Source organism: Paraburkholderia sp. XV, assembly GCF_020177535.1.
GTDB classification, from domain to species: Bacteria; Pseudomonadota; Gammaproteobacteria; order Burkholderiales; family Burkholderiaceae; genus Paraburkholderia; species Paraburkholderia caribensis.
In genome coordinates, this window is the sequence record NZ_JAGUUD010000033.1 from 35,515 (window position 1) to 61,504 (window position 25,990).

Here is a 25,990-nt window from a genome sequence, read left to right on the forward strand (position 1 = left end):
GCGCGGCACGGCTGCGCATCCCGAAGACGGCGGAGCACGCTGGGTAACCGGGCCAACTGCGTTCGAACGGACGCGACGGCACGGTGGCGTGCCGGCGACATCGCGTTCGAACGACTTTTGCACTTGCCCGGACAACCGCAGGCTGCGGCGACGGCAGAACGATGCAGCTTTGAGCGGCTACATGCCGGCAGAGCAGCGCGAGGGCGCAGCATCGTGCAGCGGCCTCATCGGCGGCAACACAGGGCAGCACTGGAGAAACGAATGACGATGCAAACCAATTCAACCGCCGCGAGCGGGACGAGCGGCCAACGCGGCAAGACGATGCTCGTCAGGCATGCGGATGTGCTGGTCACGATGGACGGCGAGCGGCGCGAGCTGCGCGACGGCGGCCTCTATATCGAAGATAACCGGATCGTCGCGGTCGGCCGGTCGGATGAACTGCCCGACGTAGCCGACGAAATCCTCGACATGAAGGGCCATCTGGTGATTCCCGGCCTCGTCAACACACACCACCACATGTATCAGAGCCTGACGCGCGCTATACCCGCTGCGCAGGACGCCGAGCTGTTCGGCTGGCTGACCAGCCTGTACAAGGTGTGGGCGAATCTCACGCCGGAAATGATCGAGGTGTCGACGCTCACGGCGATGGCCGAACTGCTGCTGTCGGGCTGCACGACGTCGAGCGATCACCTGTACATCTATCCGAACGGCAGCCGGCTCGACGACAGCATCGCCGCCGCACGCCGCATCGGCATGCGGTTTCATGCGAGCCGCGGCAGCATGAGCGTCGGGCAGAAGGACGGCGGCCTGCCGCCGGACTCCGTCGTCGAGAAGGAAGCCGACATTCTGAAAGACACGCAGCGTCTGATCGAGACATACCACGACGAAGCGCGTTACGCGATGTTGCGTGTCGTCGTTGCACCGTGCTCGCCGTTCTCGGTGAGCCGCGATCTGATGCGTGAGTCGGCGGCCATGGCGCGGCACTACGGCGTGTCGCTGCATACGCACCTCGCCGAGAACGTGAACGATATTGCATATAGCCGCGAGAAGTTCGGCATGACACCGGCAGAATATGCAGAGGACCTCGGCTGGATTGGTCACGATGTATGGCATGCGCACTGCGTGCAGCTCGACGATGCCGGAATCCGGCTGTTCGCGCGCACGGGAACCGGCGTCGCGCATTGTCCGTGTTCGAACATGCGGCTCGCATCGGGCATCGCGCCCGTGAAGAAGATGCGGCTCGCGGGCGTGCCTGTCGGCCTGGGCGTCGACGGTTCGGCGTCCAACGACGGCGCGCAGATGGTCGCCGAAGTGCGTCAGGCGCTGCTGTTGCAGCGGGTCGGCTTCGGACCGGATGCGATGACTGCGCGCGAGGCGCTCGAGATCGCGACGCTCGGCGGCGCGAAAGTGCTGAACCGCGACGATATCGGCGCGCTGGCGCCCGGCATGGCGGCGGACTTCGTGTCGTTCGATCTGCGGCAACCGCTCTTTGCGGGCGCGCTGCACGATCCCGTCGCGGCGCTGGTGTTCTGTGCGCCGTCGCACGTCTCGACGGGCGTGATTGGCGGAAAGGTGGTGGTGAAGGACGGCGTGCTGACCACGGTGGATCTCGGACCGGTGATCGAGCGGCATAACCGTCTCGCTCAGACGCTGTATGAAAGTGCAGCCTGAACGCGTGGCATGAAAGCGGGGCGGCGGCGCGGAGCCGTCGCCTGCACCTTAGTGCCTTGCATGCTGTGAGTGAAAGGAAAACTACTTCGCAATCAAAGTCTTGGTCGCTTCGGCGACGAGGCTACGCAACCAGCGCACTTCATCGGAGTAGTGCACACGCTCATGCCACAGCTGGTAATACTGCATCGGCGGGAAATCCAGCGGCGCGGGCACGACGGTCAATGGCAGGAACTTCGCGTAGTAGTCGGCGAACAGGCGCGTGGTGGTGAAGATCAGATCGGATTTGATCAGCACGTACGGCGCGAGGTTGAAGTAGGGCAGCGTGACGACGACATGGCGCTTGAGGCGCTCGCGCGCGAGATGCACGTCGATCGCGCCGCGCTGGCCGACGGAATAGGGCGTCGGTGCGAGATGCGGTGCGTTCAGATACTGGTCGAGCGTCAGGCCGCCGCGTTTTGCGAATGGATGCGTGTTGCTCATCAGGCACACGATCTGGTCGACGAACAGATTGGACAGGTGCAGTTGCTCGGGCGGTTCCGGCCAGTTTCCGACCACGATGTCGAGCTTGCCGTCCTCGAGCGCCAGTTCGTAGTCGAACGCGGGGCCGAGCGAGTGGAACTCGAGTGTCGCGTTCGGCGCGGCCTGGCGGAAGCGCTCGACGACGGTCGGCACGAACAGGACGTTCAGATAGTCCGGGCAGCCGATCCGGTAGCAGCGGATCGACGTCGCAGGATCGAAGTTGTGTTGCTGAAATTTAATGCGTTCGATTTCGCGCAGTGCATTTTGCACGGGTTCGAGCAGGCGCAGCCCGTACTCGGTCGGCACCATGCCGGATTTGCCGCGCACGAGAAGCGGGTCGCCCGTGATGTCGCGCAGCCGACGCAGCGCGGCGCTGATCGCGGGTTGCGACTGGTTTAGTTTGACGGCGGCGCGGGTGACACTGCGCTCCATCAGAAGGGTGTGCAAGACGCGCAGTAGGTAGGTGTCGATCGCCTCGCGTTGCTGACTCATGACTTCTCCGAAATATATGTCCTGGCTGATCGAACAGGCTTGGGGGTATATGCGTTTTAATATAGAGATAAGAAGCCGTCAAGGGTGGGATACCCGCAAACCACGCTGCGGCGCGGCTCTGCGGGAATTTTGGCGGCTCGACTGGGAGGAGCGATTTCGGTATCGTCGATCGGCTGCGGTAGCACGACGCGCGCGTCCGGGGCCGGAATTTCGAGCGGGATTTGACCTGGCGTTCAAACGGGATTCGAGCAGGACTCAAGTGGGGAGCGCGCGAGCGACGCTCCGTGCCGCCGGCCACACGCGTAATACGGAACAACATGAGCGACACACCTAACGGCGGCCCGACGGGCAGCAGCGCATACGCAAACGGCGCAAACCGTAGCGACGGCGCCACAGCGCGCCTCGCACTGACGGGCATCAGCAAGCAATATCCTGCAGTTCGCGCGAACGACGACGTCACGCTGATCGTCGCTCCCGGTGAAATTCATGCAGTGCTCGGCGAAAACGGCGCGGGCAAGAGCACGCTGATGAAGATCATCTACGGCGCGGTGCGCCCGGATGCAGGCGAGATCCGCTGGGAAGGCCAGCTCGTCGAGATCGCGAACCCGGCCGCGGCGCGCAAGCTCGGCATCGGCATGGTGTTCCAGCACTTCTCGCTGTTCGAGACGCTGACGGTCGGCGAGAACATCGCGCTCGCGCTCGACGAGCCATTCGATCTGAAGGTACTGGGAAAGCGCATCCGCGAAGTGTCGGCGGAGTACGGACTGGACATCGATCCCCAGCGTCACGTGCACAGCCTGACAGTGGGCGAGCGGCAGCGCGTCGAAATCGTGCGCTGCCTGTTGCAGAATCCGCGTCTGCTCATCATGGACGAGCCGACCTCGGTGCTCACGCCGCAAGCCGTGCGCAAGCTGTTCGGGACGCTGCGGCGGCTCGCATCGGAAGGCTGCAGCATTCTTTACATCAGCCACAAGCTCGACGAAATCCAGGAACTCTGCGACACGGCTACCGTGATGCGCGGCGGCAAGGTGACAGGCCGCGTGACGCCGCGCGAAGAGACGCATGCATCCCTTGCGCAGCTGATGGTCGGCCACTCGCTGCCCGATTACGAGCGCCGCGTGCACACACCGGGCGATGTACTGCTCGACGTGAAAAATCTTTCATCTGCCAGCGACGATCCGTTCGGGACCTCGCTCGCCGATGTGTCGTTCAGCGTGCATGCAGGTGAAATATTCGGCATCGCGGGCGTATCGGGTAACGGTCAGGCGGAACTGCTGGCGGCGCTCTCGGGCGAGCACAAGGGCAATCGCGCCGATGCCGTGACGATCTGCGGCAAACCTGCTGGCAAGCTCGGCGCGGCGGCGCGTCGCCGGCTAGGCTTTGCCTTCGTGCCCGAAGAGCGGCTGGGACGCGGCGCGGTGCCCGCCATGTCGCTCGCGGAAAACGCGTTGCTGACGGCGCATCGGCAACAGATGGTGCGTTCGGGGTGGATCGACGCGGGCGCAATGCGCGCGTTCGCGAAGCGCTGCATCGAATCGTTCGACGTGCGTTGCGGCGGCGACGGCGCGCTCGCGCAGAGCCTGTCGGGCGGCAATCTGCAGAAATTCATCGTCGGCCGCGAGATTCTGCAGGCGCCGAAGGTGCTCGTCGTCGCGCAGCCGACCTGGGGTGTCGACGTCGGCGCGGCCGCGTTCATCCGACAGCAGTTGCTGGATCTGTCGGCGCGCGGCGTCGCGATTCTGGTGATATCCGAAGAACTCGAGGAACTGTTCGACATTTGCGACCGGATCGCCGTCATTGCGCGCGGGCGCATGTCGCCGGCCCGCATGACGGGCGACACCAACGCGGAAGAAATCGGCCGCTGGATGGCCGGGCTGTTCGGCGACCGCGAGGGCACACCGCCGGAAGGTGCACCCCCGTCCGCGGGGCACCCGGCACATGCATGAAATGTGATGCACGCACTGAAGTGCTTACGAATGCAACTGCACAGACAACATCGACAACACGCACAATGATTCTTCCGTATCGACTCGAAGCCCGCACGTCGCCGTCACGAACGATGCAGCTTGCCGTGCCGCTGATCGCCGCGCTTCTCACGCTTGTGATCGGCTATCTGATTTTCAGTCTCGTCGGGCGTGACCCGGGGCAGGCGATGGCCGCGTTTTTCATCGAGCCGCTGTCGAGCGTCAATGGCTGGGCCGAACTGCTGCTGAAGGCGTCGCCGTTGTGCCTGATCGCGCTGGGCCTTGCCATCGGCTACCGCGCGAACGTGTGGAACATCGGCGCGGAAGGGCAGATGCTGCTCGGCGGTATTGCGGCGAGCGGTGTCGCGATCTACTTCGATCAGGCGACCGGCTGGTGGATCCTGCCGGCCATGATGATCGCGGGCGTGCTGGGCGGCATGGCGTGGGCCGCGATTCCCGCGCTGCTCAAAAGCCGCTTCAACACCAACGAGATTCTCACGAGCCTGATGCTCACCTACGTGGCCACGCAGTTGCTGATCTATCTCGTCAGCGGTCCCTGGCGCGACCCGCAGGGTATGAATTTCCCGCTCTCCGAAATGTTCTCAGGCGATGCACTGTACCCGACGTTCTATGGAGACTGGCACTGGAAATTTCTGAAGGGCACGCGGCTGAACGCGTCGATCTTCGTGACGATCGTCGCGATCCCGCTCGTGTGGCTGTTCATGCGCAAGAGTTTCGCGGGTTTCCGGATGAACGTCGGCGGTCTTGCGCCGCTGGCCGCGCGCTACGCAGGCTTCTCCGACAAGAAAACGATCTGGACGTCGTTGCTGATCAGCGGCGGCCTCGCGGGACTCGCGGGCATGGGCGAAATCTCCGGTCCCATCGGCCAGTTGCAGGCGACGTGGTCGCCGGGCTACGGCTTCACGGCGATCATCGTCGTGTTCGTTGGACGGCTGCATCCCGTCGGCATCGTGCTCGCGAGTCTGCTGATGGCTTTGCTCTACCTCGGCGGCGAAGCCGTGCAGACGTCGATGCAGCTGCCGCAGGCGTTGTCGGGCGTGTTCCAGGGGCTGCTGCTGTTCTGTCTGCTCGGTGCGGACCTGTTCGTCAACTATCGCGTGCGCCGTCGCGGCATCGCGGCATCGTAAAACCGTCGAAACAGATCAAATCTCATGGATATTCAACAAGCCAGCGCGCTCACGTCGAGTGCCGTCGTCGCAGCGATTCCGCTGATGTTCGCCGGCGTCGGCGAACTCGTCACCGAGAAGTCGGGCGTGCTCAACCTCGGCGTGGAAGGGATGATGCTGATGGGCGCCGTGACCGGCTACGCGGTGACGGCCGTGACGGGCAACCCGTGGCTCGGCGTGCTCGCCGCGATCGGCGCGGGCATCGCAATGTCGCTGCTGTTCGCGTTTCTCGTGCTGTCGATGCTCGCAAACCAGGTCGCGACCGGGCTCTCGCTGACGATCTTCGGCATCGGCCTGTCGGCCTATGTCGGCAAGCCGTACACGTCGGCGGCCGTGCGCGAGTCCATCGGCACGTGGGTCATTCCCGGCCTCTCGAAGATTCCCGTGCTCGGACCTGCACTATTCAGCCTGACGCCGCTCGACTACCTCGCGTTCATCATGTTCGGCGTCGTCGGCTGGTTTCTGTATCGCACGCGCGCCGGGCTGGTGCTGCGCTCGGTCGGCGAGTCGCCGCAGGTCGCGCATTCGGTCGGGTTTCCCGTGATCGGCGTGCGCTATGGCGCGACGCTGTTCGGCGGCGCGATGGCCGGGCTCGCCGGCGGCTACTACTCGATCGTCAATCTGCATTTGTGGCAGGAGCAGTTGACTTCAGGTCGTGGGTGGATTGCGCTGGCGCTCGTCGTGTTCGCGACGTGGCGTCCGGGGCGTCTGCTTATCGGTGCACTATTGTTCGGGGCAGTGACGGGCCTGCAGTTTTATGCACAGGCGATCGGCGTTCCGGTGCCGACGCAGTTCCTCGCGATGCTGCCGTACGTTGCAACGGTCGTTGTGCTCGTGCTGATTTCGCGCAATCCGAACACGATTCGCCTGAATGCGCCCGCGTCGCTCGGCAAGCCATTCTTCGCGGCGGGCTGAGCTCGGCGTCCAGCGATGCATGACAGTGCATGCCAGTTCATCAAGTAAAAACATCTGATTCGACGACAGGAGAAAACATGAAGAAAAGAACCATGCTGAGCGCACTGGCGTTGGCCGCCGCAACGCTGGCGACGGGCGGCGCGCTGACGCAGAGTGCGCAGGCGGCCGATGTCCCTGGCGTAGCATTCGTGTATCTCGGCAACCCCGGCGATGCCGGCTGGACCTACGCGCACGACCAGGGCTCGAAGGAAGCGGAAGCGAAGTTCGGCAACAAGATCAAGATCACGCGTGTCGAGAACGTGCCCGAGTCCGCCGACTCGGAGCGCGTGTTCCGCGATCTGGCAAACAAGGGCAACAAGATCATCTTCGGTTCGAGCTTCGGCTTCCAGGACTTCGAACTCAAGGTTGCGAAGGACTTCCCGGACACGGTCTTCCTCCACGCAACGGGTTACAAGAAGGCAGCAAACTTCGGCACGTACGACGTTCGCATGTATCAGGGTGCCTATCTGGCAGGCGTCGCCGCTGGTTACGTGACGAAGACGAATACACTCGGCTTCGTCGCTTCCGTGCCGATTCCTGAGGTGGTGCGCAACATCAATGCATACACGCTCGGCGCGCGTTCGGTGAACCCGAAGGTGCACACGAAGGTCATCTGGATCAACAGCTGGTTCGATCCGGGCAAGGAAAAGCAGGCCGCCGAAACGCTGATCGGGCAGGGCGCGGACGTGCTGCTCCAGAACACCGATTCGAGCGCGACGCTGGCAACGGCTGCGGAAAAGCATGTGCATGCATTCGGCTGGGACTCGGACATGAAGAAGTTCGGTCCCGAGGCGCATCTGGGTTCGGTGGTCGCGCACTGGGGCGTGTACTACTCGGCTGCGATCCAGCAGGTGCTGGACGGCAAGTGGAAGAACGATCCCGTGTGGTGGGGCATTCCGCAGAAGGCCGTCAATCTCGAAGACATGAACACGACGGCAATTCCCGCCAACGCGATGAAGGATGTCGACGCGAAGCGCGCGGAACTGGCAAGCGGCAAGTGGGATGTGTTCACGGGCCCGATCAAGGACCAGACGGGGGCAGTGAAAGTGCCGGCTGGGAAGACGCTTGCCGATCCTGAACTGCAGCGTCTGAACTGGTACGTCGAAGGCGTGGACGGTTCGTTGCCGAAGTGACGCCGCAGGCACGCGGGATTCGTGCGGGGTTTGCTTTCCGCGATTGAAAGGCATGCAGTGCGCGTCTGTCGCGTCATGCACTAACGCCAAAAGCTGCATCCGGTTTTGTACCGGATGCAGCTTTTTTTCATGGTTGCGCGGATCGTGCCGCCTGCAGGCTGCACGCTTCATGCAACCCGCTGCGCGACTTCTCCCGGTCTCAATCGTCGATCCGCAATCCGACCTTCAGTGTCACTTGCCAGTGCGAGACCTTGTTGTCTTCGATGTGACCGCGCGTTTCGATGACCTGGAACCAGTGCAGATTGCGCAGTGTTTTTCCGGCTTTTTCGATCGCGCAGCGGATCGCGTCGTCGCTGGACTTCGTTGACGAGCCCGTTAGCTCGATCTGCTTGTACACGTGGTCGCTCATGATTCACCTCCTGATGGTCCAAAAAGTATAGGCAATGACTGTTGCGTGTCGAACGCGATTCATGCCGCACATCGCGTGCCCGGCATGCTGCAACGCGATGCGGCCGGTATGATGAACAGTTCACATGCCGTCGTTCGGCGGTGGAGGCAGTCCGTTGCGTGCGGTGCATTAAATGGAGGAGAGAGAAGTGGAGATCGGTTTTTGCGGACCGGGCTTGATGGGGGCGCCCATGATTCGTCATTTGCTGGGTGCAGGTCATGCAGTGCAGGTGTGGAACCGCACGCGAGCCAAAGCGGAGGCACTGGTGGCGGACGGCGCGGCGGTCGCGTCGACACCCGCTGGACTCGTCGGCAGGGCTGAAGCCATTTTCCTGTGCGTGCTCGACGCGGCGGCTGTCGAAGAAGTCGTGTTCGGCGCGAACGGCATCGTACCGGGCGTGCTCGAGGCGAAAGGCAACAGCCGCGTGCGCTGGATCGTCGATCACGGCAGCATCCCACCGTCGGCGACGCGCGCGTTCGCCGCGCGGGCGGCGGAAGCGAACATCGGCTGGATCGACGCGCCCGTCTCGGGTGGCGTGGCGGGCGCGATCGCCGGAACGCTCGCTGTCATGGCCGGCGGCGAGGCCGCTGACGTCACGGCCGTCACGCCCGTCATCGAGTCCTATGCGGCTCGCGTCACGCACATGGGCGCAGCGGGCGCGGGACAGACCACCAAGCTGTGCAACCAGGCGATCGTGACGTCGACGGTGGCGGCCATTGCCGAGGCCGTCAGCCTCGCGCAGCGCAGCGGCATCGACGCCGCACGGCTGACGCAGGCGCTCGCTGGCGGCTGGGCCGACTCGGTGCTGCTGCAGACCTTCGTGCCGCGCATGACGGAGTCGGGTCAGCCGCCCATCGGCGCGCTGAGCACGTTCCAGAAGGATGTAGACACCATTGCCGCCGCCGCTTACGAAACAGGCACTCCAATGCCGGTTTCGGGCGCAGTGCAGCAACTGTTGCGTCTCGGTGCAGCCATGGGACTGGCGGATGCAGATTTGTCCGGTTTCATCGACGTGTTGCACACGCCGCGTAAAAAAGGGTAGCAGGACGCTCGCGGCAGGCCTGGAGCGCGGCGCGCGTGATGCGATAACCTGCTAAAATACTAGGTTTTTCGCCGATCTATCATTCAAAGGGACGCGCCGTGCTGTCTACTGCCAACATCACCATGCAATTCGGGCCGAAGCCCCTGTTCGAGAACATCTCGGTCAAATTCGGCGAAGGCAACCGCTACGGCCTGATCGGCGCGAACGGTTGTGGTAAGTCGACGTTCATGAAGATCCTGGGCGGCGATCTGGAGCAAAGCTCGGGCAACGTGATGCTCGAGCCGAACGTTCGTCTCGGCAAGCTGCGCCAGGACCAGTTCGCTTACGAAGACGTGCGCGTGCTCGACGTCGTGATGATGGGCCACACGGAAATGTGGGCGGCGATGACCGAACGCGACGCGATCTACGCGAACCCGGAAGCGACCGACGACGACTACATGCACGCAGCCGAACTGGAAGCGAAGTTCGCCGAGTACGACGGCTACACGGCCGAAGCGCGCGCGGGTGAACTGCTGCTCGGCATCGGTATCTCGATAGACCTGCACAATGGTCCGATGAGCAACGTCGCGCCGGGCTGGAAGCTGCGCGTACTGCTCGCGCAGGCGCTGTTCTCGAAGCCGGACGTGTTGCTGCTCGACGAACCGACCAACAATCTGGACATCAACTCGATCCGCTGGCTCGAAGACGTGCTGAACGAGTACGACTCGACGATGATCATCATCTCGCACGATCGACACTTCCTGAACCAGGTCTGCACGCACATGGCGGACATGGACTACGGCACGCTGAAGGTCTACCCCGGCAACTACGACGACTACATGCTCGCGAGCACGCAGGCGCGCGAGCGTCAGCAGGCTGCGAATGCAAAGGCCAAGGAACGTGTCGCCGACCTGCAGGATTTCGTGCGCCGCTTCTCGGCCAACAAGTCGAAGGCACGCCAGGCAACCAGCCGTCTGAAGATGATCGACAAGATCAAGATCGAGGAATTCAAGCCGTCGTCGCGTCAGAACCCGTTCATCCGCTTCGAGTACGAGAAGAAGCTGCACAATATTGCAGTGGTCGCGGACAGCATTACGAAGAAGTACGACCGCACGATCTTCAGCAACTTCAGCCTCAGTGTGCAACCGGGCGAGCGCATCGCGATCATCGGTGAGAACGGCGCGGGCAAAACGACGCTGCTGCGTTCGCTGCTCGGTAATCTGAGTGTCGACCATGGTTCGGTCAAGTGGGCCGAAAACGCGAACGTCGGCTACATGCCGCAGGACACGTACGAAGAGTTCCCGAGCGACGTCACGCTGATGGACTGGATCGACCAGTACCGCAAGGAAGGCGACGACGAGCAGATGGTGCGCGGCACGCTGGGCCGGCTGCTGTTTAATGCAGACGACATCAGGAAGTCGGTGAAAGTGCTGTCGGGCGGCGAGAAAGGCCGCATGATCTGGGGTAAGCTGATGCTCGGTCGCCACAATGTGCTGCTGATGGACGAGCCGACCAACCACATGGACATGGAGTCGATCGAATCGCTGCAGATCGCGCTGGACAAATACGACGGTACTTTGATCTTCGTTTCTCACGACCGTGAATTCGTGAGCGGGTTGGCGAACCGGATCATCGAGGTGAAGACGGATGGCACGCTGACTGACTTCGGCGGCAACTACGAAGACTTCCTTTCGAGTCAGGGCGTGCAGTAAGCGTTACCGCATCGATTCAGGCGAAAACCCGCTTCTTGCGAAGCGGGTTTTTTATTGCCCGCTGCCGATGCATCTTGCGCTCTCGCGCCGATTCCTCTTGTGCGTGTCCGATCGCGTCGTTTCGCCACGAGTAAAATGGACAGACTATCCAGGAGACAGGACGCAAGACAATGAAGACCTTCGAGCATTTCTACATCGCCGGCAAATGGATCAAGCCGTGCGGCACAGGCATGATCGATGTGATCGACTCGAGCACGGAAGAAGTGATGGGCCGCATTCCCGAGGGCGTCGAAGCCGATGCCGAGGCGGCCATTGCCGCTGCACGCGCTGCTTTCGACAGCTGGGCCGCGACGCCGCCGAAGGAGCGCGGCGCGTACCTGCAAAAAATTGCAGACAATCTCAAGGCGCGAACCGATGAACTCGCGGGCTACATCTGCGGTGAAGTCGGCATGCCGATCAAGCTTACCCGCGCGATACAGGTCGGCGGTCCCGTGTATAACTGGCGGGCCTATGCGAAGCTCGCGGGTGAATTCGAGTTCGAAGAGCAGGTCGGCAATTCGCTCGTCGTGCGGGAACCCGTCGGCGTCGTTGCCGCGATTACGCCGTGGAACTATCCGCTAAACCAGGTCACGCTGAAGGTGGCAGCCGCGCTTGCGGCTGGCTGCACTATCGTGCTCAAGCCGTCGGAAGTGGCGCCGCTGAATGCCTTCGTGCTGGCGGAAGCAATTCATGAAGCCGGGCTGCCCGCCGGCGTGTTCAATCTGGTGAGCGGCTATGGTCCCGTGGTCGGTGAAGTGCTCGCGAGCCATCCATCCGTCGATATGGTGTCGTTCACCGGCTCGACACGGGCTGGCAAGCGCGTGTCGGAACTGGCGGCCGCGTCGGTGAAGCGAGTTGCGCTGGAACTAGGCGGCAAATCGGCGTCGGTCATTCTCGACGACGCGGATTTCGCTGCGGCGATCAAGGGCACGGTGGGCGCGTGCTTCCTGAATTCGGGCCAAACGTGCTCGGCGCACACGCGCATGATCGTGCCCGAATCGCGCTATGACGAAGCGCGCGACCTGGCGAAGAAGGCGGCCGAAGCATTTGTCGCAGGCGATCCTCGCGTCGAAACGACACGTCTGGGTCCGCTGGCTTCGGCTGCGCAGCAGTCTCGTGTACAGCACTATATTGCGCGTGGCATCGAAGAAGGCGCCGAGCTCATCACGGGTGGCACCGGCATGCCGGATGGAATCTCAAAGGGCTTTTTCGTGAAACCGACGGTGTTCGGCCGCGTGCATCCCAAGGCGACGATTGCGCAGGAAGAAATCTTCGGTCCCGTGCTGACCATCCTTACTTACAAGGACGAAGACGAAGCCGTGCGCATTGCTAACGACTCGGTGTACGGACTCGGCGGCGCGGTATGGGCGGGGAGCGATGAGCACGCCATCCGCGTCGCGCGGCGTATCCGCACCGGACAGGTCGATATCAACGGCGGCGCATGGAACATGGCCGCACCGTTCGGCGGCTACAAGCAGTCGGGACACGGGCGCGAGAACGGCACCTACGGGCTCGAAGAGTATCTGGAGTACAAGTCGATGCAATTGAAGGTGGACAAGCCTGCATAGATTTGCATGAGCGCGAGACGGGGCAATTCATGTCGACGCGCGCGCACAACCGATGACGGAGCGCAACGAAAGCGCGTGTCGATGGCCGGCACGCGCTTTTTGTTTGACCTCACGCAAGATACTGCATTTGCCAGTTGCGACCATCGAGGCTTTTCGTCGAATCCCATCGGCGACGGAGGCCTCTCATGTTTCCATCTCATCCCTTTGCACCGCTCGTGATTCGCGGGCGATCGCTGTTACCCATCGTGCAGGGCGGCATGGGTGTCGGCGTGTCCGCGCATCGGCTTGCGGGCAGCGTGGCGCGCGAAGGCGCACTCGGCACGATCGCCAGCATCGATTTGCGCCATCACCACGCGGACCTGCTCGAGCGCTGCCGCGCGACCCCCGACCGCGCGACGCTCGAAGACGCCAACCGCATCGCGCTTACACGTGAGATTCATGCCGCCCGAACCCTCAGCGAAGGGCGCGGCATGATTGCCGTCAACGTGATGAAGGCGGTCAACGCGCATGCGGACTATGTCCGGATCGCCTGTGAGCTGGGCGCGGACGCGATCGTCATGGGAGCAGGCCTGCCGCTCGATCTCCCCGACCTGACGCAAGGACGCGACATTGCGTTGATCCCGATTCTGTCCGACAGCCGGGGCGTTGGCGTCGTGCTCAGGAAGTGGATGAAGAAGGGCCGCTTGCCCGATGCGATCGTGATCGAGCACCCGGCGCATGCAGGCGGTCACCTCGGCGTGACGAATCTCGACGACATGCACGATGCGCGTTTCGAGTTCACACGCGTACTGCAGGAAATCGACGAGATATTCACTTCACTGCAGATCAGTCGAAGTGAAGTGCCGGTGATCGTTGCAGGCGGCATCAACAGTCATGAAGCGGTGCGTGCGTGTCTCGAAGCAGGCGCGAACGGCGTGCAGATTGGCACGCCGTTCGCCGTCACCGAAGAGGGCGATGCCCATCCGAATTTCAAGCGCGTGCTGGCCGATGCGACGTCCGAAGACATCGTCGAGTTCGTCAGCGTGACGGGCCTGCCGGCGCGCGCCGTGAAGACGCCGTGGCTCGAACGCTATCTGCGCAACGAATCGCGCATCCGCACAAAAATCGGTGCACTCACACGCGCGTGCCCGACCGCACTCGAATGCCTGAGTGCATGTGGTTTGCGCGACGGCATTGAAAAATTCGGGCACTTCTGCATCGATACGCGCCTTGCGGCTGCACTGCGCGGCGACGTGAACAACGGCCTGTTTTTTCGTGGACGCGAAGCCTTGCCGTTCGGCACTGCGATCCGCAGCGTGCGCGATCTTCTCGAACTGCTGCTGACAGGCGCGGCGCGACCGGTGGTCGCAGGGCGGCTTGCGTTTTCGCTGGGTTGACGGGGGTCAAAGAGCACGCGTAGGGGAATGCCGACAATGCTCACGTGCGCGATTCTTCGCACCTCGCGCAACCACACAAGAAAATCAGGGTAGCTTATGAACAAGAAAATTCGATCCATCGGGGCAGCATTGTGCACAGCCGGGCTGGCGCTAATGACTTCACACGCATTCGCGGCAGACGGCGACCCGACTTCGGGCATTCATGCCGGCGACATACTCGTGCGTCTGCGCGCAATCAGTATCATGCCGCAGGTGCGTACGAGCGACACGCTGTCCGCCCTGAATGTCGACGTCAACAACGCGACCGTGCCTGAACTCGACTTCACATACATGATTCGCGACAACATCGGCGTGGAACTCATTCTCGGCACGTCGCGGCATCAACTGACTTCGAACCTCGGCGACCTGGGCGGCGTCAACGTGCTGCCGCCTACGCTGCTGCTGCAGTATCACTTCAATCATCAGGGGCAGGTTCGGCCTTATGTCGGCGCGGGCGTGAACTACACGTACTTCTACAACGACGGGCTGCATGCGGGCGACCAGCAGATTTCCGTCAAGCGCAGCAGTTTTGGTCCGGCACTGCAGATAGGCGTCGACGTGCAGTTGACGAAATCGGTGTTCGCGAACGTCGATGTGAAGAAGGTCTGGATGAAGACGGATGCATCGCTCAATGGTGCATCGCTCGGCACGCTGCATATCGATCCGTTGATCGTCGGCGTGGGTGTCGGGATGAAGTTCTGAGTACCGCTCGTCTCAACGTTGATGCAATGAAAAACGCCGGCTCGTTATGAGCCGGCGTTTTCGCCTGGCGGATCAGTGCATGCGCAGCGGCGCGGTGCATCCGCCCAACAGGCGATGCATCACAGCTTGTCGAATTTGAATCGCATCGCCGTGCCTTCGAGCTCGATCCGCGTCCAGACGGCACGCTTTTCCTCATCGGTCAGAAACACCCAGTTCGATACTTCCGTCGCCGTGCGGCCGCACCCTTTGCAGACTTCGTCGAAAAGCGTCGAGCAGACGCCGATGCAGGGGCTGTCGGGAAGGTCGTGCAGATTCGATGACATCGAGATACCTTGAACGGGAAATGCGTGCGGTCCGCTATGGTAAACCAAAAGCGCAGTCGGCTTCCTGCACCCATTTCGCGCTCGGCCGACATGCATTGGACTTCATCGCGCGATGCTGTAGCCGATACGCGCCATCCAATGCTGACGCTTGTTGTAGTCCAGCAGATCTTCGCTGTAGCCGTTGAAGTAGCCGACCCACAGATACTCACCCCATGCGCTGCTGCCGAGCAGCCTGGCCAATGTGCACGCTGCAGAACCGTCGACGACGAGATCTGCGACGAACTCAGTATGCATTGCATTGCCTTGCATTGCACTTTGCTGCAAACGTCCTCAATGCATTTTCATACTTGCGGCGCAATCGCGTGTAGCGGCTCGATGCAGTGTCCCGACACGGATCGCGATCAAGTCATTGTAAAAGACGACTTACAAAGCGCGCGCCGCACGCGCGCATGCAACGAAGCGGGCGGCAATCGAATGCATCTGGACGCGTCCAGTCAACCGGTCGCTGTTTCCCAGATCAACGCGCCATTCAGTGCAATGATGCCCGCGGCGCACATCCACGCGAGTGCGAGCGGGGCGCCGCGCACGCGCCAGCCGTGCATCAGCTGGCTGTCCGACCCGAAGCGGATCAAGGGCACGACGGCGAGCGGCAGTTGCAGGCTCAGCACCACCTGGCTCGCTACCAGCAACTGTGCCGAGCCGTGCGGCCCGAACAGCCCGACAGCGACGAGCGCCGGGCCGATCGCCAGCGCGCGCGTGAGCAGCGCGCGTTGCCAGCGCGGCAGGCGGATCTGCAGGAAGCCTTCCATGACCGCCTGACCCGCCAGCGTGCCCGTCACGGTCGCGCTCAGGCCGCACGCGAGCAGCGCAGCGGCGAACAGGATAGCCGCCCAGTGCGAACCGACGATGGGCGCGATCAACCGGTGCGCATCGGCAAGGTCGGTCACGGCGCGATGGCCGCTCGCGTGGAAGACGGCCGCTGACACGACGAGCAGCGCCGCATTGATCACGAAAGCCAATGAAAGCGCGCTGAAGGTGCCGAAGTTGACGCCGCGCAAGGCATCGGCAATGTCGGCGTCGCTGGCGGAGCGCGCGTGCGTTTTGACGAGTGACGAATGCAAATACAGGTTGTGTGGCATCACCGTGGCGCCCAGAATGCCCGCCGCGAGCCATACCATGCCGGCATTGCGCAGCAGTTCCGGGCTGGGCGCCGCACCCGTCAGCGCGGCTCGCCAGTCGGGCCGCGCGAGCACCAGTTCGATCACGAAGCACAGGCCGACGAACAGGATCAGCGCGACCACCACCGTCTCCAGCGTGCGCTGTCCGTGCCGTTGCAAGGCGAGCATCGCGAAGGTGCCGACTGCCGACATCAGCACACCCGCCGTCAGCGACACGCCGAACAGCAGCTGCAGCGCGACCGCGCTGCCGACCACCTCGGCGACATCGCACGCGATGATCGCGATCTCGCTCGTGATCCACAGGAATAGCGTCATGCGCGGACCGGTGCGCTCGCGGCACAGCTGCGCGAGGTCGCGGCCCGTCACTACGCCGAGGCGCGACGACACCCACTGCAGCAGCATCGCCATCAGGCTTGACATGATGACGACGCTCAGCAGCGTGTAACCGTAGCTCGCGCCCCCCGCGAGCGCGGTCGCCCAGTTGCCGGGGTCCATATAGCCGATCGCGACCAGCGCGCCCGAGCCGACGAACGGCAGCCAGGTGCCGCGGCGCGGCGGCTTCGAGCCTGGGCGGCGCCGGCGGCGGGACGGATCCAACGCGAACGGGTTCGAGTTCATTGCACTGTGACGGTGAAAGACGCACTCCACGGGGCAATCGGCATGCCATGCAGTCCACTGCACCCGGATGCATAAAGCCGCGACCACTATCTGGGCCAATTTGACAGTCTATAGTGATGGTGAAAGAGGGTAAGGGGCGGGATGCAGTCCGCTTCAGGGGCGAGCAAGGCGCAGGAAGGCTCGATGCAGGAAGCAAGGTTTTTTTCGGGTGGACAGGACGCGATAACCCGATAAAATTGCGGCCAATTTTGCAGCGGCGTGCCGGCTGTGCCGACCGGATGCATGTGGCGGGACGGAGTGCCTCTGTTCAGCCTCGACAGGCCGCCGGAGGCAGGCTCGATGCCGGAACCGCATGGAATCCGGCTGTAAGCCGGAACCCGGTCACAGAACCGCGCGCTGTACCCTTTGCGCGACATCTGGCGGTTTTTTTTGAATCGGGCATCGATTGATGGTAGTTTTCGGGTTTTTCAAGGGTAGCCGCAGGCAGCGCACAGCGGCTTGAAGCGGGGTAAGCGACCGGTTCGCGCTGGTCAGAACGGAGAACGGAATGAAGAAACGGGTGGTGGGCCAACTGGCTGCGCTGGTACTGTGCGCGACGCCTTTCCTGTCGGCGGCGGCAAAAGATACACAACTCAATGTGTACAACTGGTCGGACTACATCGCCAAGGACACGATTCCGAACTTCACCAAGCAGACGGGCATTCAGGTCAAGTACGACAACTACGATAGCGACGACACGCTGCAGGCCAAGCTGCTGACGGGCAACTCAGGCTACGACATCGTCGTGCCGACCAGCAACTACGCGGGCAAGCAGATCGCAGCGGGCATCTTCGCGCCGCTCGACAAGTCGAAGATCCCGAACCTCAAGTATCTCGACCCCGCGCTGATGGCGCTCGTCGCGGGCGCGGACCCGGGCAACAAGTTCTCGGTGCCCTGGGCATACGGCACGACGGGCCTCGGCTACAACGTCACCAAGGCGCAGCAGATTCTCGGCAAGGGCGTCGCGCTCGACAACTGGGACGTCCTGTTCAAGCCGGAAAACATTTCGAAGCTCAAGGCATGCGGCGTCTCCGTGCTCGACGCGCCCGACCAGATGTTCGCGGCCGCGCTGCATTACATCGGCAAGGATCCGATGAGCACGAACCCGGCCGACTATCGCGAAGCGCTCGCGATGATGAAGAAGATCCGTCCGTACATCACGCAGTTCAACTCGTCGGGCTACATCAACGACATGGTCGGCGGCGACATCTGCTTCGCCTACGGCTGGTCGGGCGACGTCGTGATCGCGAAGCATCGCGCGGCGGAAGCGAAGAAGGCGTACAAGATCGACTACTACATTCCGAAGGGCGGCGCGCCCGTGTGGTTCGACGTGATGGCGATCCCGAAGGACGCGAAGAACAAGGAAGCGGCGATGGAATGGATCAACTACATCGAGACGCCGCAGGTCCACGCGGCCATCACCAACGCCGTCTACTATCCGAGCGCGAACACGGAAGCGCGCAAGTACGTGGACAAGGATGTCGCGAACGATCCCGCCGTCTATCCGCCGGCGGACGTCGTCAAGACGCTGTTCCTGTTGAAGCCGCTGCCGCCTGAAATCCAGCGTCTGCAGACGCGGCTGTGGACCGAGTTCAAGTCCGGCCGCTGACCTCGTCACTGAGCCAGTCTGAGCCAGACGATAGTGCAGGCAAGCATCATCATGAAGCCCTCGGTATCCAGCCGGGGGCTTTGTTCGTCAAATGCAGGGAGAGAAGCAGCAGATCATGAGTGACCAGTCGAACGTGCTGGCAGGGGCCGGCGTGTCGTCCTCGGGCAATTCCGCCGCTGCGCAGAACGCAGCGGACAATTTCGTGCAGATCGTCGACGTCGTGAAGAAATTCGGCGAGACGGTCGCGGTCAAGGGTGTCAACCTGTCGGTGAGGAAGGGCGAGCTGTTCGCGCTGCTCGGCAGTTCCGGTTGCGGCAAGTCCACGCTGTTGCGCATGCTCGCCGGGCTGGAAACGGTCACCTCGGGCAAGATCCTGATCGACGGTGAAGACCTCGCGCAGATGCCGCCATACCGGCGTCCCGTCAACATGATGTTCCAGTCGTACGCGCTCTTTCCGCACATGACGGTCGAATCGAATGTCGCGTTCGGCCTCAAGCAGGAAGGCGTGCCGAAGGCCGAGCTGAAGGAGCGCGTGCAGGCCGCGCTGGAGCTCGTGCAGATGGCGCGCTTCGCGAAACGCAAGCCGCATCAGCTGTCGGGTGGCCAGCAGCAGCGCGTCGCGCTGGCGCGCTCGCTGGTCAAGCGGCCGAAGCTGCTGCTGCTCGACGAGCCGATGTCCGCGCTCGACAAGCAGATCCGCCAGCGCACCCAGATCGAGCTCGTCAATATTCTCGACAAGGTCGGCGTCACCTGCATCATGGTCACGCACGATCAGGAGGAAGCGATGACGATGGCGGGCCGCCTCGCCGTGATGAGCGAAGGCGAGATCGTGCAGCTCGGCACGCCCAACGAGGTCTACGAGTATCCGAACAGCCGCTTCTCGGCGGAATTCATCGGTTCGACGAATCTGTTCGACGGCAATGTCGTCGAGGACGAGCCGGATCACGTGTACATTGAAACGGCCGATCTGCCCGTGCGGCTGTACGTGAGCCACGGCATCACGGGGCCGCTCGGCATGCCCGTGACGATTTCGGTGCGTCCGGAGCGCATCGCGCTCACGCGCAAGCCGCCTGAAGGCGCGTTCAACTGGGGCAAGGGCGTCGTCACGAACATCGCGTACATGGGCGGCTACTCGCTGTATCACGTGAAGCTCGACGCGGGCAAGACGGTGATCGCGAGCGTGTCGAGTCTCGCGTTGTCGGAAATCGAAACGCCGACGTGGGGCGATGAAGTGTACGTGCGCTGGAGCGCATCGGCGGGGGTGGTGCTGACATCATGAAGAGCGCGCTGCATTCGTTCATGACGTGGCCCGTGCGCCGCTTCAATCTGACGGGCAGCACGGCCGTCGTCGCCGGGCCGTTCATCTGGCTGCTGCTGTTTTTCCTCGTGCCGTTCCTGCTGGTGGTGAAGATCAGCTTCGCTGATCTGCAGCTCGGCATTCCGCCGTACACGGAACTGACGTCGTTCAAGGACGGCGTGATTCATGTCGCCCTCGACCTCTCGCACTACGCGTTTCTGCTACAGGACAGCCTGTACTTCGCGACGTATGTGAACTCGGTGGTGGTCGCGGGGATCTCGACGCTGCTGTGCCTGCTGCTCGGCTATCCGATGGCGTACTACATCGCGCGCTCGAACCCCGGCACGCGCAACATCCTGATGATGGCGGTGATGCTGCCGTTCTGGACCTCGTTCCTGATTCGCGTGTACGCGTGGATTGGCATCCTGAAGAACAATGGGCTGCTGAACAACTTCCTGATGTCGATCGGGCTGATTCATTCGCCAATCGAGCTGTATCACACGAACACGGCCGTCTATATCGGCATGGTCTATTCGTACCTGCCGTTCCTCGTGATGCCGCTCTACGCGCATCTCGTGAAGATGGACCTGACGCTGCTCGAGGCCGCATACGATCTCGGCGCGAAGCCGTGGCGGGCGTTCTGGCAGATCACGCTGCCGCTGTCGAAGAACGGCATCATCGCGGGCTGTCTGCTGGTGTTCATTCCTGCCGTGGGCGAGTACGTGATTCCTGAACTGCTCGGGGGCGCGAATACGCTGATGATCGGCCGCGTAATGTGGAATGAGTTCTTCGACAATGCAGACTGGCCGATGGCGTCCGCCGTCACCTGCGCTATGGTGCTGCTGCTGCTCGTGCCGATGGCGCTTTTCCAGTATTCGCAGGCGAAGGAACTGGAGGAGCGACGCTGATGAAGCCAAATCGTGTATTGCAGTTCATTGCACTCGCAATCGGCTTCGCGTTCCTGTACGTGCCGATCATCAGCCTCGTCGTGTATTCGTTCAACGAGTCGCAACTCGTGACGGTGTGGACGCGGTTCTCGACGCGCTGGTATGCCGCTTTGTTGCAGGACGAGGAGCTGATCAATGCCGCGTGGCTGTCGCTGCGCGTGGCGTTGCTGACGGCGTTCGCGTCGGTGATCATCGGCACGTGGGCCGGCTTCGTGCTCGCGCGCATGGGGCGGTTTCGCGGCTTCACGCTGTACACGGGGATGATCAATGCGCCACTCGTGATTCCGGAAGTGATCCAGGGCATTTCGCTGCTGCTGCTGTTCATCGAAATGGGCAAGTGGCTCGGGTGGCCGGCGGGACGCGGCATCTTCACGATCTGGATCGGCCACGTCATGCTGTGCATTTCGTACGTCGCGATTATTGTGCAGTCGCGCGTGCGTGACCTGCATCCGTCGCTCGAGGAAGCAGCACTGGATCTAGGCGCCACGCCGGTACGTGTATTTTTCTTCATCACGCTGCCGCTGATCTCGCAGGCATTGATTGCCGGATGGCTGCTGTCGTTCACGCTGTCGATCGACGATCTGGTGCTGTCCGCGTTCCTGTCCGGGCCGGGTTCGACGACGCTGCCGCTGGTGGTGTTCTCGCGCGTGCGGCTGGGGCTGAACCCGGAGATGAACGCGCTGGCGACGTTGTTCATTGCAGTCGTCACCGTCGGCGTCGTGGTGGCAAATCACTTCATGCAGCGCGCCGAGAAGCGGCGCCTGGCTATGGCTGTGTAGTTCATCCCGCTGTTTCATGTCCTTTGCCGGCGTCTGCGTGGGCGCCGGCAAAGCGAGTCTTCATCCGCGGGCGTGATGCACGATTCCCGCGCTCAGATTCGATATCCGATCCGCAATCCACCCCAGTGCCGGCCGTTGACGAAGATAGGCGCTGACGCGTCCTTCATCAGCGCATATTCGCCACCGCCCATGTCGCGCCGATAGGTTTGCAGCAGGAAGCGTTTCGTACTGGTCCCGGCAGCGAGGCCGGTGCGGTCGTTGAACATCCGCCGGTTGCGGCAGTTCGCGGCATTCCAGAGGGGATCGCCGCGCTGCGGCTGCGAGAACTTGAGATTGTGGGTGGGCAGGTAGCCGCGCGTGTCGACGGCCGCGCAGAACGCGACACGCGGATCGAGTTCGAGGATGGGCTCCTGGATCAACGGCAGGACGCGGTCGGTGAGGTCGGTGAAACGCGTCGTGAACTGCTGCGGATTCGTGCCCGGCACGGGCACATAGCGATCGTCGAACAGGTCGTTCATCGACAGTTCGCCCCGCGCGACAGCCGCTTCGAACAGTTTGCCTGCTTTTGCGGCGGCCTGTTCGACGGCGTCGATGAACGGTGTGTCCGCCGTTGCGACGCCCGTGGCCGCCGTCAGTTCGATCAGGTTTTCCGATACGCCGAGCAGATTGCCGAGCCGGTTCTTCGCCTGCACGAAGTTTTCGCCGGAATGTTCGACGTCGGTGGCAATATCGAGCACTTGTGACTCGAATGCATTGCATTGATCTTCGATTTCGCCGGACAGCGTCGCGATCTGGTTCGCCTCTGCATTCAATTGCATGATTGCGTGACCTGTCGAATGCACGACGTCGCCGATCATCCGCGTGCCTTCGCGTACCCGCTGCGCGCGTGCCGTGTTCTCGGCGCCTTCGGTGATCAGGCGCTCGGTCTGCTCGGTGAGTTGCGCCAGCGTCGTTTCGATCTGACCCGTTGCCTGCGCGGTCTTCGCCGATAGCGTCTTCACCTCGGCGGCGACCACCGCGAAGCTTTTGCCGAATTCGCCCGCGCGCGCGGCTTCGATTGCGGCATTCAGCGCAAGCAGATGCGTCTGGCGCGCGATCAGCGATATCTCCTCCGACACGCGGCTCACGTGCGACAGCGCTGCGCGTAACGCGCCGATCTGGCTCTCGATCACCGTCACGCCTTCGACAAGCCCATGAATATCCGACAGCGACGCTTCGAGCGTCTGCTGCGAGGTCTCGACGTCACCCGCGGCCTGCGCGGTGACCGCGCGCATTTCGCGGGCCGCGGCGGCGATGCGGTGATTGCCGGCGAGCGTCGCTGCCGCCGACTGGCGAAGGGTCTGGCACACGCCCGCTTGCCGTTCGACCCGGGTGGCGACTTCTTCGATATGACCGGAGACGTCGCAGATCTCGATGCCGAGCTTGCCCGCCTGCGAGGCGATATCGCCGACAACGGACAAGGTGGCGCCGCTGCGGCGCCGGCGGCGAGTGAAAAGACCCGTCATGGGCAAGTCTCCTGAACGGCGCGGCGCTGGCGCACGCCGACCTGGTATCCGTTGTATGTGTACAAGTTCATGTCGCAAGCAGGATGACGCGCACTGATCTGCATGTCGCAGATCGGCTGCGGCAAATGAAGTGCACGTCGTCTTACACGCTTACGGGTTCTCAACGGCTCCTTACGGAACTGCTTGATAGGGACTATCCCGGAGTCGAATCGGGTACGATCGCCGGTGTCCGCGCGCGAGCCGTGCCAGATGTCTGTCGAATCCGCCAACCAAACCCATGATCGAATCCTTTGCGCGCGTCTCTGGCTGGGAACAGCTGTTGTATCTATGGGAATTGATCGTCATGGTCTGCAAGTTCCTGTGGGGCCTGCTGCGTCTGCTGGGCGGCGGCTGAACCTGAAGCAGAATGCAATGCACTGTCACGCGGAGCACGATGAACCGCAGTGGGCCTCGTGGGCGACGAAGCGCTGTTACGACGCTTCAATGTCGACTATCCGGCTTTGGCCAGTCGATTTCGCCTACTTTTGCGCCGATGCCTGCGCCTGATCCGAATACACGTATTCGGTACTGCGCACACGACGTGTGCGCCGACGGAAACTGAATGTGAAGCGCGGCCAGATCGCCGTGATCTTGCCGCTCTTCGTCTGATACCAGCTATGGCAGCCGCTCGCCCAGACAGTTCGCTGCATGTCGCGTTGCAGGCTTGCGTTGAATTCGCGCTGTACGTCCGCACGAAGATTCATCGTGCGGGCGCCGCGACGGTGCAGTTCGCGTAGGCAATCGGCAATGTATTGCACTTGTGACTCGATCATGTAGATCATCGAGTTGTGCCCAAGGGCCGTGTTTGGCCCGGCCATCATGAAGAAATTCGGAAAGTCCGCGATGCTCGTGCCGAGATACGCTTCGGGTCCGTCGCGCAGCCAGCGCGCGCCGAGATCGGCGCCGCCCAGTCCCGTCACGTCGAATGGCGCGCCGACGTCGTTCACCTGAAACCCGGTGCCGCAGATGATCGCGTCGACGGGATGATGCGCGCCGTCGGCCGTCACGATGCCGTCCTGCACGATGCTGCGGATCGGTGTCGTCACCACGCCGACATTCGGCTGGCCGAGTGCCGGATAGTAGTCGCTCGACAACAGCACGCGTTTGCATCCCAGTCTGTAGTCGGGCGTCAGCCTGGCGCGCAGTGCCGGATCTTTCACTCTTCGTTCGAGGTAGCTGTGCGCGAACTTCATTGCAGGGTTCACGAGCTTCGGATTGACGAAGAATCCGAGGCCGCGCGATTCCATCTGCCAGTAGATCGCGCTGCGCACGCAGCGTTGCGTGAACGGCAGGTGTTTGAACAGCCAGCGCGCGCGCTCGCTGACCGGCTTGTCGGGCTTGGGCATGATCCACGGCGCGGTGCGCTGGAACAGCAGCATCTGCGCGACGCGCGGCTGGATTCGCGGGATGAACTGGATCGCGCTGGCGCCGGTGCCGATGACGGCGACGCGTTTGCCTTCGAGCGGATAGTCGTGGTCCCAGCGCGCCGAGTGAAATATCTTGCCGCCGAACGTGTCGAGTCCGTCGATCTGCGGAATCGCCGGCCGCGATAACAGCCCGATAGCAGAAATCACTGCATCGACCTCGACGGTGTCATGCACGCCAGTGCGGTCGATATCGAGCCGCCAGACGAGTCGCGCTTCATCGAAGCGTGCGGCCGTTACTCGTGCATTGAACTGAATCGCACTGTCCACCTGATACTTGCGTGCACAATGCTTCAGATACGCAAGAATCTCGTGTTGATGACTGAACGCCCGCGACCACGACGGGTTCGCTTCGAATGAAAACGAGTACAGATGCGACGGCACATCGCACGCGGCGCCTGGATAGGTGTTGTCGCGCCACGTACCGCCCAGTTCGCCCGCAGCTTCGTAGATCGTGAACGACGTAAAACCCATGCGCTTGAGGCGGATCGCCATGCCGATGCCCGAGAAGCCGCTTCCGATAATCGCGATACGCATCTCAGCACGAGGGGATGAGGGCATAGGTTCAACGCTCCCGCGCATCGTCGAAGTCTGGAAACTCTCCGATGCCGAATAAGATAACAGTTGATTTGTGTAGATCCGTCTGCAACGGTTAAGGCGGAGGGTAGACAACTGTACACAGTGCGTCAAGATCGTTGTACAGTGCTGGCTCCAAGGCCATGACACTGCGTTGGCCATGATGCGTCGTTAAACGGAAGGTCATGCAATCCGCATCGGAACCGGAACTCGCTCCTGGCAAGCGCAAGCTGATCGAAGCCGCATTGCGCCTGACAGCGGGCGGCCGCAGCTTTGCGAGCCTCGGCCTGCGCGAAGTGGCGCGCGAGGCGAGACTCAATCCCAACACGTTCTACCGGCACTTCGAAACGCTGGACGATCTCGCGCGCGAAGCCGTCGAATCGGTCAGCCGCCGGCTGCGCCCGATGCTTCGGCGCGAACGATGGCTGGCCGCTCACGACGAGCCGCATAGCGTGCCGCGCCGCGCCTGCGTTGCTTTCTTTGCGTTTGCGCTGGAGAACCGCGAGGCGTTTTTGAGCGCGCTGGCCGAGTATCACGGCACGTCTGCGGCGTTGCGCGAGGCTGTGCGAGCGAACCTGAACGAGGTGTCGGCGGAAATGGCCGAGGATGTCGTGCAGCTCACGTTGGTGCCCGCGTTGCCGCGCGAGACCGTCGAGGAAATCTGCACGCAGATCGTGTTGCAGCTTTTCCATTTGTCGCGTGAATTCATTGGCAATGCCGCGCAGCGGGAGTCGTTGATCGGCTATGCGGAGCGTTTCATCGTCAGGTTGTTCGCGGGCGCCGTTGTCCTCGCGCAGCATGAGGCGCAATGAGAAAAGGAAAAAGGGCTCC

General features: G+C 62.5%; 21 protein-coding genes and 1 pseudogene. 15 read left to right on the forward strand and 7 right to left on the reverse strand.

What is annotated here, in order from left to right; all coding sequences use genetic code 11:
* Positions 1-261 precede the first annotated feature (261 nt).
* The gene (locus tag KFO72_RS17770) at positions 262-1,671 is read left to right on the forward strand and encodes an 8-oxoguanine deaminase (RefSeq protein ID WP_225032690.1); all 1,410 of its coding nucleotides are present in this window, start codon (positions 262-264) and stop codon (positions 1,669-1,671) included.
* Between the two features lie 81 nt (positions 1,672-1,752).
* Here KFO72_RS17770 and KFO72_RS17775 read toward each other — a convergent pair whose 3' ends face one another.
* Positions 1,753-2,682: a LysR substrate-binding domain-containing protein gene (locus KFO72_RS17775; protein WP_035990911.1), complete on the reverse strand. Its 930-nt coding sequence runs from the start codon at positions 2,680-2,682 to the stop codon at positions 1,753-1,755.
* Between the two features lie 317 nt (positions 2,683-2,999).
* Here KFO72_RS17775 and KFO72_RS17780 point away from each other — a divergent pair, with 317 nt between their 5' ends.
* From KFO72_RS17780 to KFO72_RS17795, 4 genes are all read left to right on the forward strand, one after another.
* Entirely contained in the window at positions 3,000-4,628 is a 1,629-nt protein-coding gene (locus KFO72_RS17780) for an ABC transporter ATP-binding protein (protein WP_225032691.1), read from the forward strand.
* A 65-nt stretch (positions 4,629-4,693) separates the two neighbouring features.
* Positions 4,694-5,794 (forward strand): ABC transporter permease, encoded by a 1,101-nt coding sequence (locus KFO72_RS17785; RefSeq protein WP_225032692.1) that lies wholly within the window; start codon positions 4,694-4,696, stop codon positions 5,792-5,794.
* Positions 5,795-5,818: 24 nt separating this feature from the next.
* Positions 5,819-6,748: an ABC transporter permease gene (locus tag KFO72_RS17790; protein WP_054934511.1), complete on the forward strand. Its 930-nt coding sequence runs from the start codon at positions 5,819-5,821 to the stop codon at positions 6,746-6,748.
* A gap of 77 nt (positions 6,749-6,825) precedes the next feature.
* The gene (locus tag KFO72_RS17795; RefSeq protein WP_054934512.1) at positions 6,826-7,920 is read left to right on the forward strand and encodes a BMP family ABC transporter substrate-binding protein; all 1,095 of its coding nucleotides are present in this window, start codon (positions 6,826-6,828) and stop codon (positions 7,918-7,920) included.
* Between the two features lie 199 nt (positions 7,921-8,119).
* Here the strand turns inward: KFO72_RS17795 and KFO72_RS17800 are convergent, their stop codons facing one another.
* A complete protein-coding gene (locus tag KFO72_RS17800) occupies positions 8,120-8,329 on the reverse strand; it encodes a dodecin (RefSeq protein ID WP_035990918.1) in 210 nt (69 codons plus the stop codon).
* Between the two features lie 172 nt (positions 8,330-8,501).
* Between KFO72_RS17800 and KFO72_RS17805 the strand changes: the two genes are divergently transcribed.
* From KFO72_RS17805 to KFO72_RS17825, 5 genes are all read left to right on the forward strand, one after another.
* Positions 8,502-9,410, forward strand: coding sequence for an NAD(P)-dependent oxidoreductase (locus KFO72_RS17805; protein ID WP_082845360.1), 909 nt, complete (start codon positions 8,502-8,504; stop codon positions 9,408-9,410).
* A gap of 98 nt (positions 9,411-9,508) precedes the next feature.
* Positions 9,509-11,101: an ABC-F family ATPase gene (locus tag KFO72_RS17810; protein WP_060601204.1), complete on the forward strand. Its 1,593-nt coding sequence runs from the start codon at positions 9,509-9,511 to the stop codon at positions 11,099-11,101.
* A 170-nt stretch (positions 11,102-11,271) separates the two neighbouring features.
* Positions 11,272-12,708, forward strand: a complete 1,437-nt coding sequence (locus KFO72_RS17815) for an aldehyde dehydrogenase family protein (RefSeq protein WP_225032693.1) — start codon at positions 11,272-11,274, stop codon at positions 12,706-12,708.
* Positions 12,709-12,893: 185 nt separating this feature from the next.
* Entirely contained in the window at positions 12,894-14,084 is a 1,191-nt protein-coding gene (locus tag KFO72_RS17820; RefSeq protein WP_054934516.1) for an NAD(P)H-dependent flavin oxidoreductase, read from the forward strand.
* A 96-nt stretch (positions 14,085-14,180) separates the two neighbouring features.
* Positions 14,181-14,825, forward strand: a complete 645-nt coding sequence (locus tag KFO72_RS17825) for an OmpW/AlkL family protein (RefSeq protein WP_054934517.1) — start codon at positions 14,181-14,183, stop codon at positions 14,823-14,825.
* Positions 14,826-14,944: 119 nt separating this feature from the next.
* On the opposite strand, the gene KFO72_RS17830 is transcribed toward KFO72_RS17825, so the two are convergent.
* The 3 genes and pseudogenes from KFO72_RS17830 to KFO72_RS17840 form a co-directional block, all read right to left on the reverse strand.
* Positions 14,945-15,148 (reverse strand): DUF1289 domain-containing protein, encoded by a 204-nt coding sequence (locus KFO72_RS17830; RefSeq protein WP_054934518.1) that lies wholly within the window; start codon positions 15,146-15,148, stop codon positions 14,945-14,947.
* 102 nt (positions 15,149-15,250) lie between these two features.
* Positions 15,251-15,388, reverse strand: a pseudogene (locus KFO72_RS17835) (phospholipase); the annotation flags it as partial.
* 254 nt (positions 15,389-15,642) lie between these two features.
* Positions 15,643-16,944, reverse strand: a complete 1,302-nt coding sequence (locus tag KFO72_RS17840; RefSeq protein WP_054934520.1) for an Nramp family divalent metal transporter — start codon at positions 16,942-16,944, stop codon at positions 15,643-15,645.
* 547 nt (positions 16,945-17,491) lie between these two features.
* On the opposite strand from KFO72_RS17840, the gene KFO72_RS17845 reads away from it, so the two are divergent.
* The 4 genes from KFO72_RS17845 to KFO72_RS17860 all read left to right on the forward strand — a co-directional run bounded on the left by KFO72_RS17845 (position 17,492) and on the right by KFO72_RS17860 (position 21,615).
* Positions 17,492-18,592, forward strand: coding sequence for a polyamine ABC transporter substrate-binding protein (locus KFO72_RS17845; RefSeq protein WP_054934521.1), 1,101 nt, complete (start codon positions 17,492-17,494; stop codon positions 18,590-18,592).
* 115 nt (positions 18,593-18,707) lie between these two features.
* The gene (locus tag KFO72_RS17850) at positions 18,708-19,871 is read left to right on the forward strand and encodes an ABC transporter ATP-binding protein (protein ID WP_225032694.1); all 1,164 of its coding nucleotides are present in this window, start codon (positions 18,708-18,710) and stop codon (positions 19,869-19,871) included.
* Positions 19,868-20,797, forward strand: coding sequence for an ABC transporter permease subunit (locus tag KFO72_RS17855; RefSeq protein WP_060601192.1), 930 nt, complete (start codon positions 19,868-19,870; stop codon positions 20,795-20,797). Before KFO72_RS17850 ends, KFO72_RS17855 begins: the two co-directional genes overlap by 4 nt.
* On the forward strand, positions 20,797-21,615 hold the full coding sequence (locus KFO72_RS17860; protein ID WP_062915281.1) for an ABC transporter permease subunit: 819 nt from the start codon (positions 20,797-20,799) through the stop codon (positions 21,613-21,615). Before KFO72_RS17855 ends, KFO72_RS17860 begins: the two co-directional genes overlap by 1 nt.
* 92 nt (positions 21,616-21,707) lie before the next feature.
* Here KFO72_RS17860 and KFO72_RS17865 read toward each other — a convergent pair whose 3' ends face one another.
* Positions 21,708-23,120, reverse strand: a complete 1,413-nt coding sequence (locus KFO72_RS17865) for a methyl-accepting chemotaxis protein (RefSeq protein ID WP_062915282.1) — start codon at positions 23,118-23,120, stop codon at positions 21,708-21,710.
* A gap of 518 nt (positions 23,121-23,638) precedes the next feature.
* Positions 23,639-25,144: a flavin-containing monooxygenase gene (locus KFO72_RS17870; RefSeq protein WP_225032695.1), complete on the reverse strand. Its 1,506-nt coding sequence runs from the start codon at positions 25,142-25,144 to the stop codon at positions 23,639-23,641.
* A 200-nt stretch (positions 25,145-25,344) separates the two neighbouring features.
* Here KFO72_RS17870 and KFO72_RS17875 point away from each other — a divergent pair, with 200 nt between their 5' ends.
* On the forward strand, positions 25,345-25,971 hold the full coding sequence (locus tag KFO72_RS17875; RefSeq protein WP_062915284.1) for a TetR family transcriptional regulator: 627 nt from the start codon (positions 25,345-25,347) through the stop codon (positions 25,969-25,971).
* The last annotated feature ends 19 nt before the right edge of the window (positions 25,972-25,990 follow it).

Excerpts from the sequence above, each read along its gene's own strand:
- KFO72_RS17770 (WP_225032690.1), top strand. The coding sequence starts at position 262 with ATGACGATGCAAACCAATTCAACCGCCGCGAGCGGGACGAGCGGCCAA.
- KFO72_RS17775 (WP_035990911.1), bottom strand. The coding sequence starts at position 2,682 with ATGAGTCAGCAACGCGAGGCGATCGACACCTACCTACTGCGCGTCTTG.
- KFO72_RS17780 (WP_225032691.1), top strand. The coding sequence starts at position 3,000 with ATGAGCGACACACCTAACGGCGGCCCGACGGGCAGCAGCGCATACGCA.
- KFO72_RS17785 (WP_225032692.1), top strand. The coding sequence starts at position 4,694 with ATGATTCTTCCGTATCGACTCGAAGCCCGCACGTCGCCGTCACGAACG.
- KFO72_RS17790 (WP_054934511.1), top strand. The coding sequence starts at position 5,819 with ATGGATATTCAACAAGCCAGCGCGCTCACGTCGAGTGCCGTCGTCGCA.
- KFO72_RS17795 (WP_054934512.1), top strand. The coding sequence starts at position 6,826 with ATGAAGAAAAGAACCATGCTGAGCGCACTGGCGTTGGCCGCCGCAACG.
- KFO72_RS17800 (WP_035990918.1), bottom strand. The coding sequence starts at position 8,329 with ATGAGCGACCACGTGTACAAGCAGATCGAGCTAACGGGCTCGTCAACG.
- KFO72_RS17805 (WP_082845360.1), top strand. The coding sequence starts at position 8,502 with ATGGAGGAGAGAGAAGTGGAGATCGGTTTTTGCGGACCGGGCTTGATG.
- KFO72_RS17815 (WP_225032693.1), top strand. The coding sequence starts at position 11,272 with ATGAAGACCTTCGAGCATTTCTACATCGCCGGCAAATGGATCAAGCCG.
- KFO72_RS17820 (WP_054934516.1), top strand. The coding sequence starts at position 12,894 with ATGTTTCCATCTCATCCCTTTGCACCGCTCGTGATTCGCGGGCGATCG.
- KFO72_RS17825 (WP_054934517.1), top strand. The coding sequence starts at position 14,181 with ATGAACAAGAAAATTCGATCCATCGGGGCAGCATTGTGCACAGCCGGG.
- KFO72_RS17830 (WP_054934518.1), bottom strand. The coding sequence starts at position 15,148 with ATGTCATCGAATCTGCACGACCTTCCCGACAGCCCCTGCATCGGCGTC.
- KFO72_RS17840 (WP_054934520.1), bottom strand. The coding sequence starts at position 16,944 with ATGAACTCGAACCCGTTCGCGTTGGATCCGTCCCGCCGCCGGCGCCGC.
- KFO72_RS17845 (WP_054934521.1), top strand. The coding sequence starts at position 17,492 with ATGAAGAAACGGGTGGTGGGCCAACTGGCTGCGCTGGTACTGTGCGCG.
- KFO72_RS17850 (WP_225032694.1), top strand. The coding sequence starts at position 18,708 with ATGAGTGACCAGTCGAACGTGCTGGCAGGGGCCGGCGTGTCGTCCTCG.
- KFO72_RS17855 (WP_060601192.1), top strand. The coding sequence starts at position 19,868 with ATGAAGAGCGCGCTGCATTCGTTCATGACGTGGCCCGTGCGCCGCTTC.
- KFO72_RS17860 (WP_062915281.1), top strand. The coding sequence starts at position 20,797 with ATGAAGCCAAATCGTGTATTGCAGTTCATTGCACTCGCAATCGGCTTC.
- KFO72_RS17865 (WP_062915282.1), bottom strand. The coding sequence starts at position 23,120 with ATGACGGGTCTTTTCACTCGCCGCCGGCGCCGCAGCGGCGCCACCTTG.
- KFO72_RS17870 (WP_225032695.1), bottom strand. The coding sequence starts at position 25,144 with ATGCCCTCATCCCCTCGTGCTGAGATGCGTATCGCGATTATCGGAAGC.
- KFO72_RS17875 (WP_062915284.1), top strand. The coding sequence starts at position 25,345 with ATGCAATCCGCATCGGAACCGGAACTCGCTCCTGGCAAGCGCAAGCTG.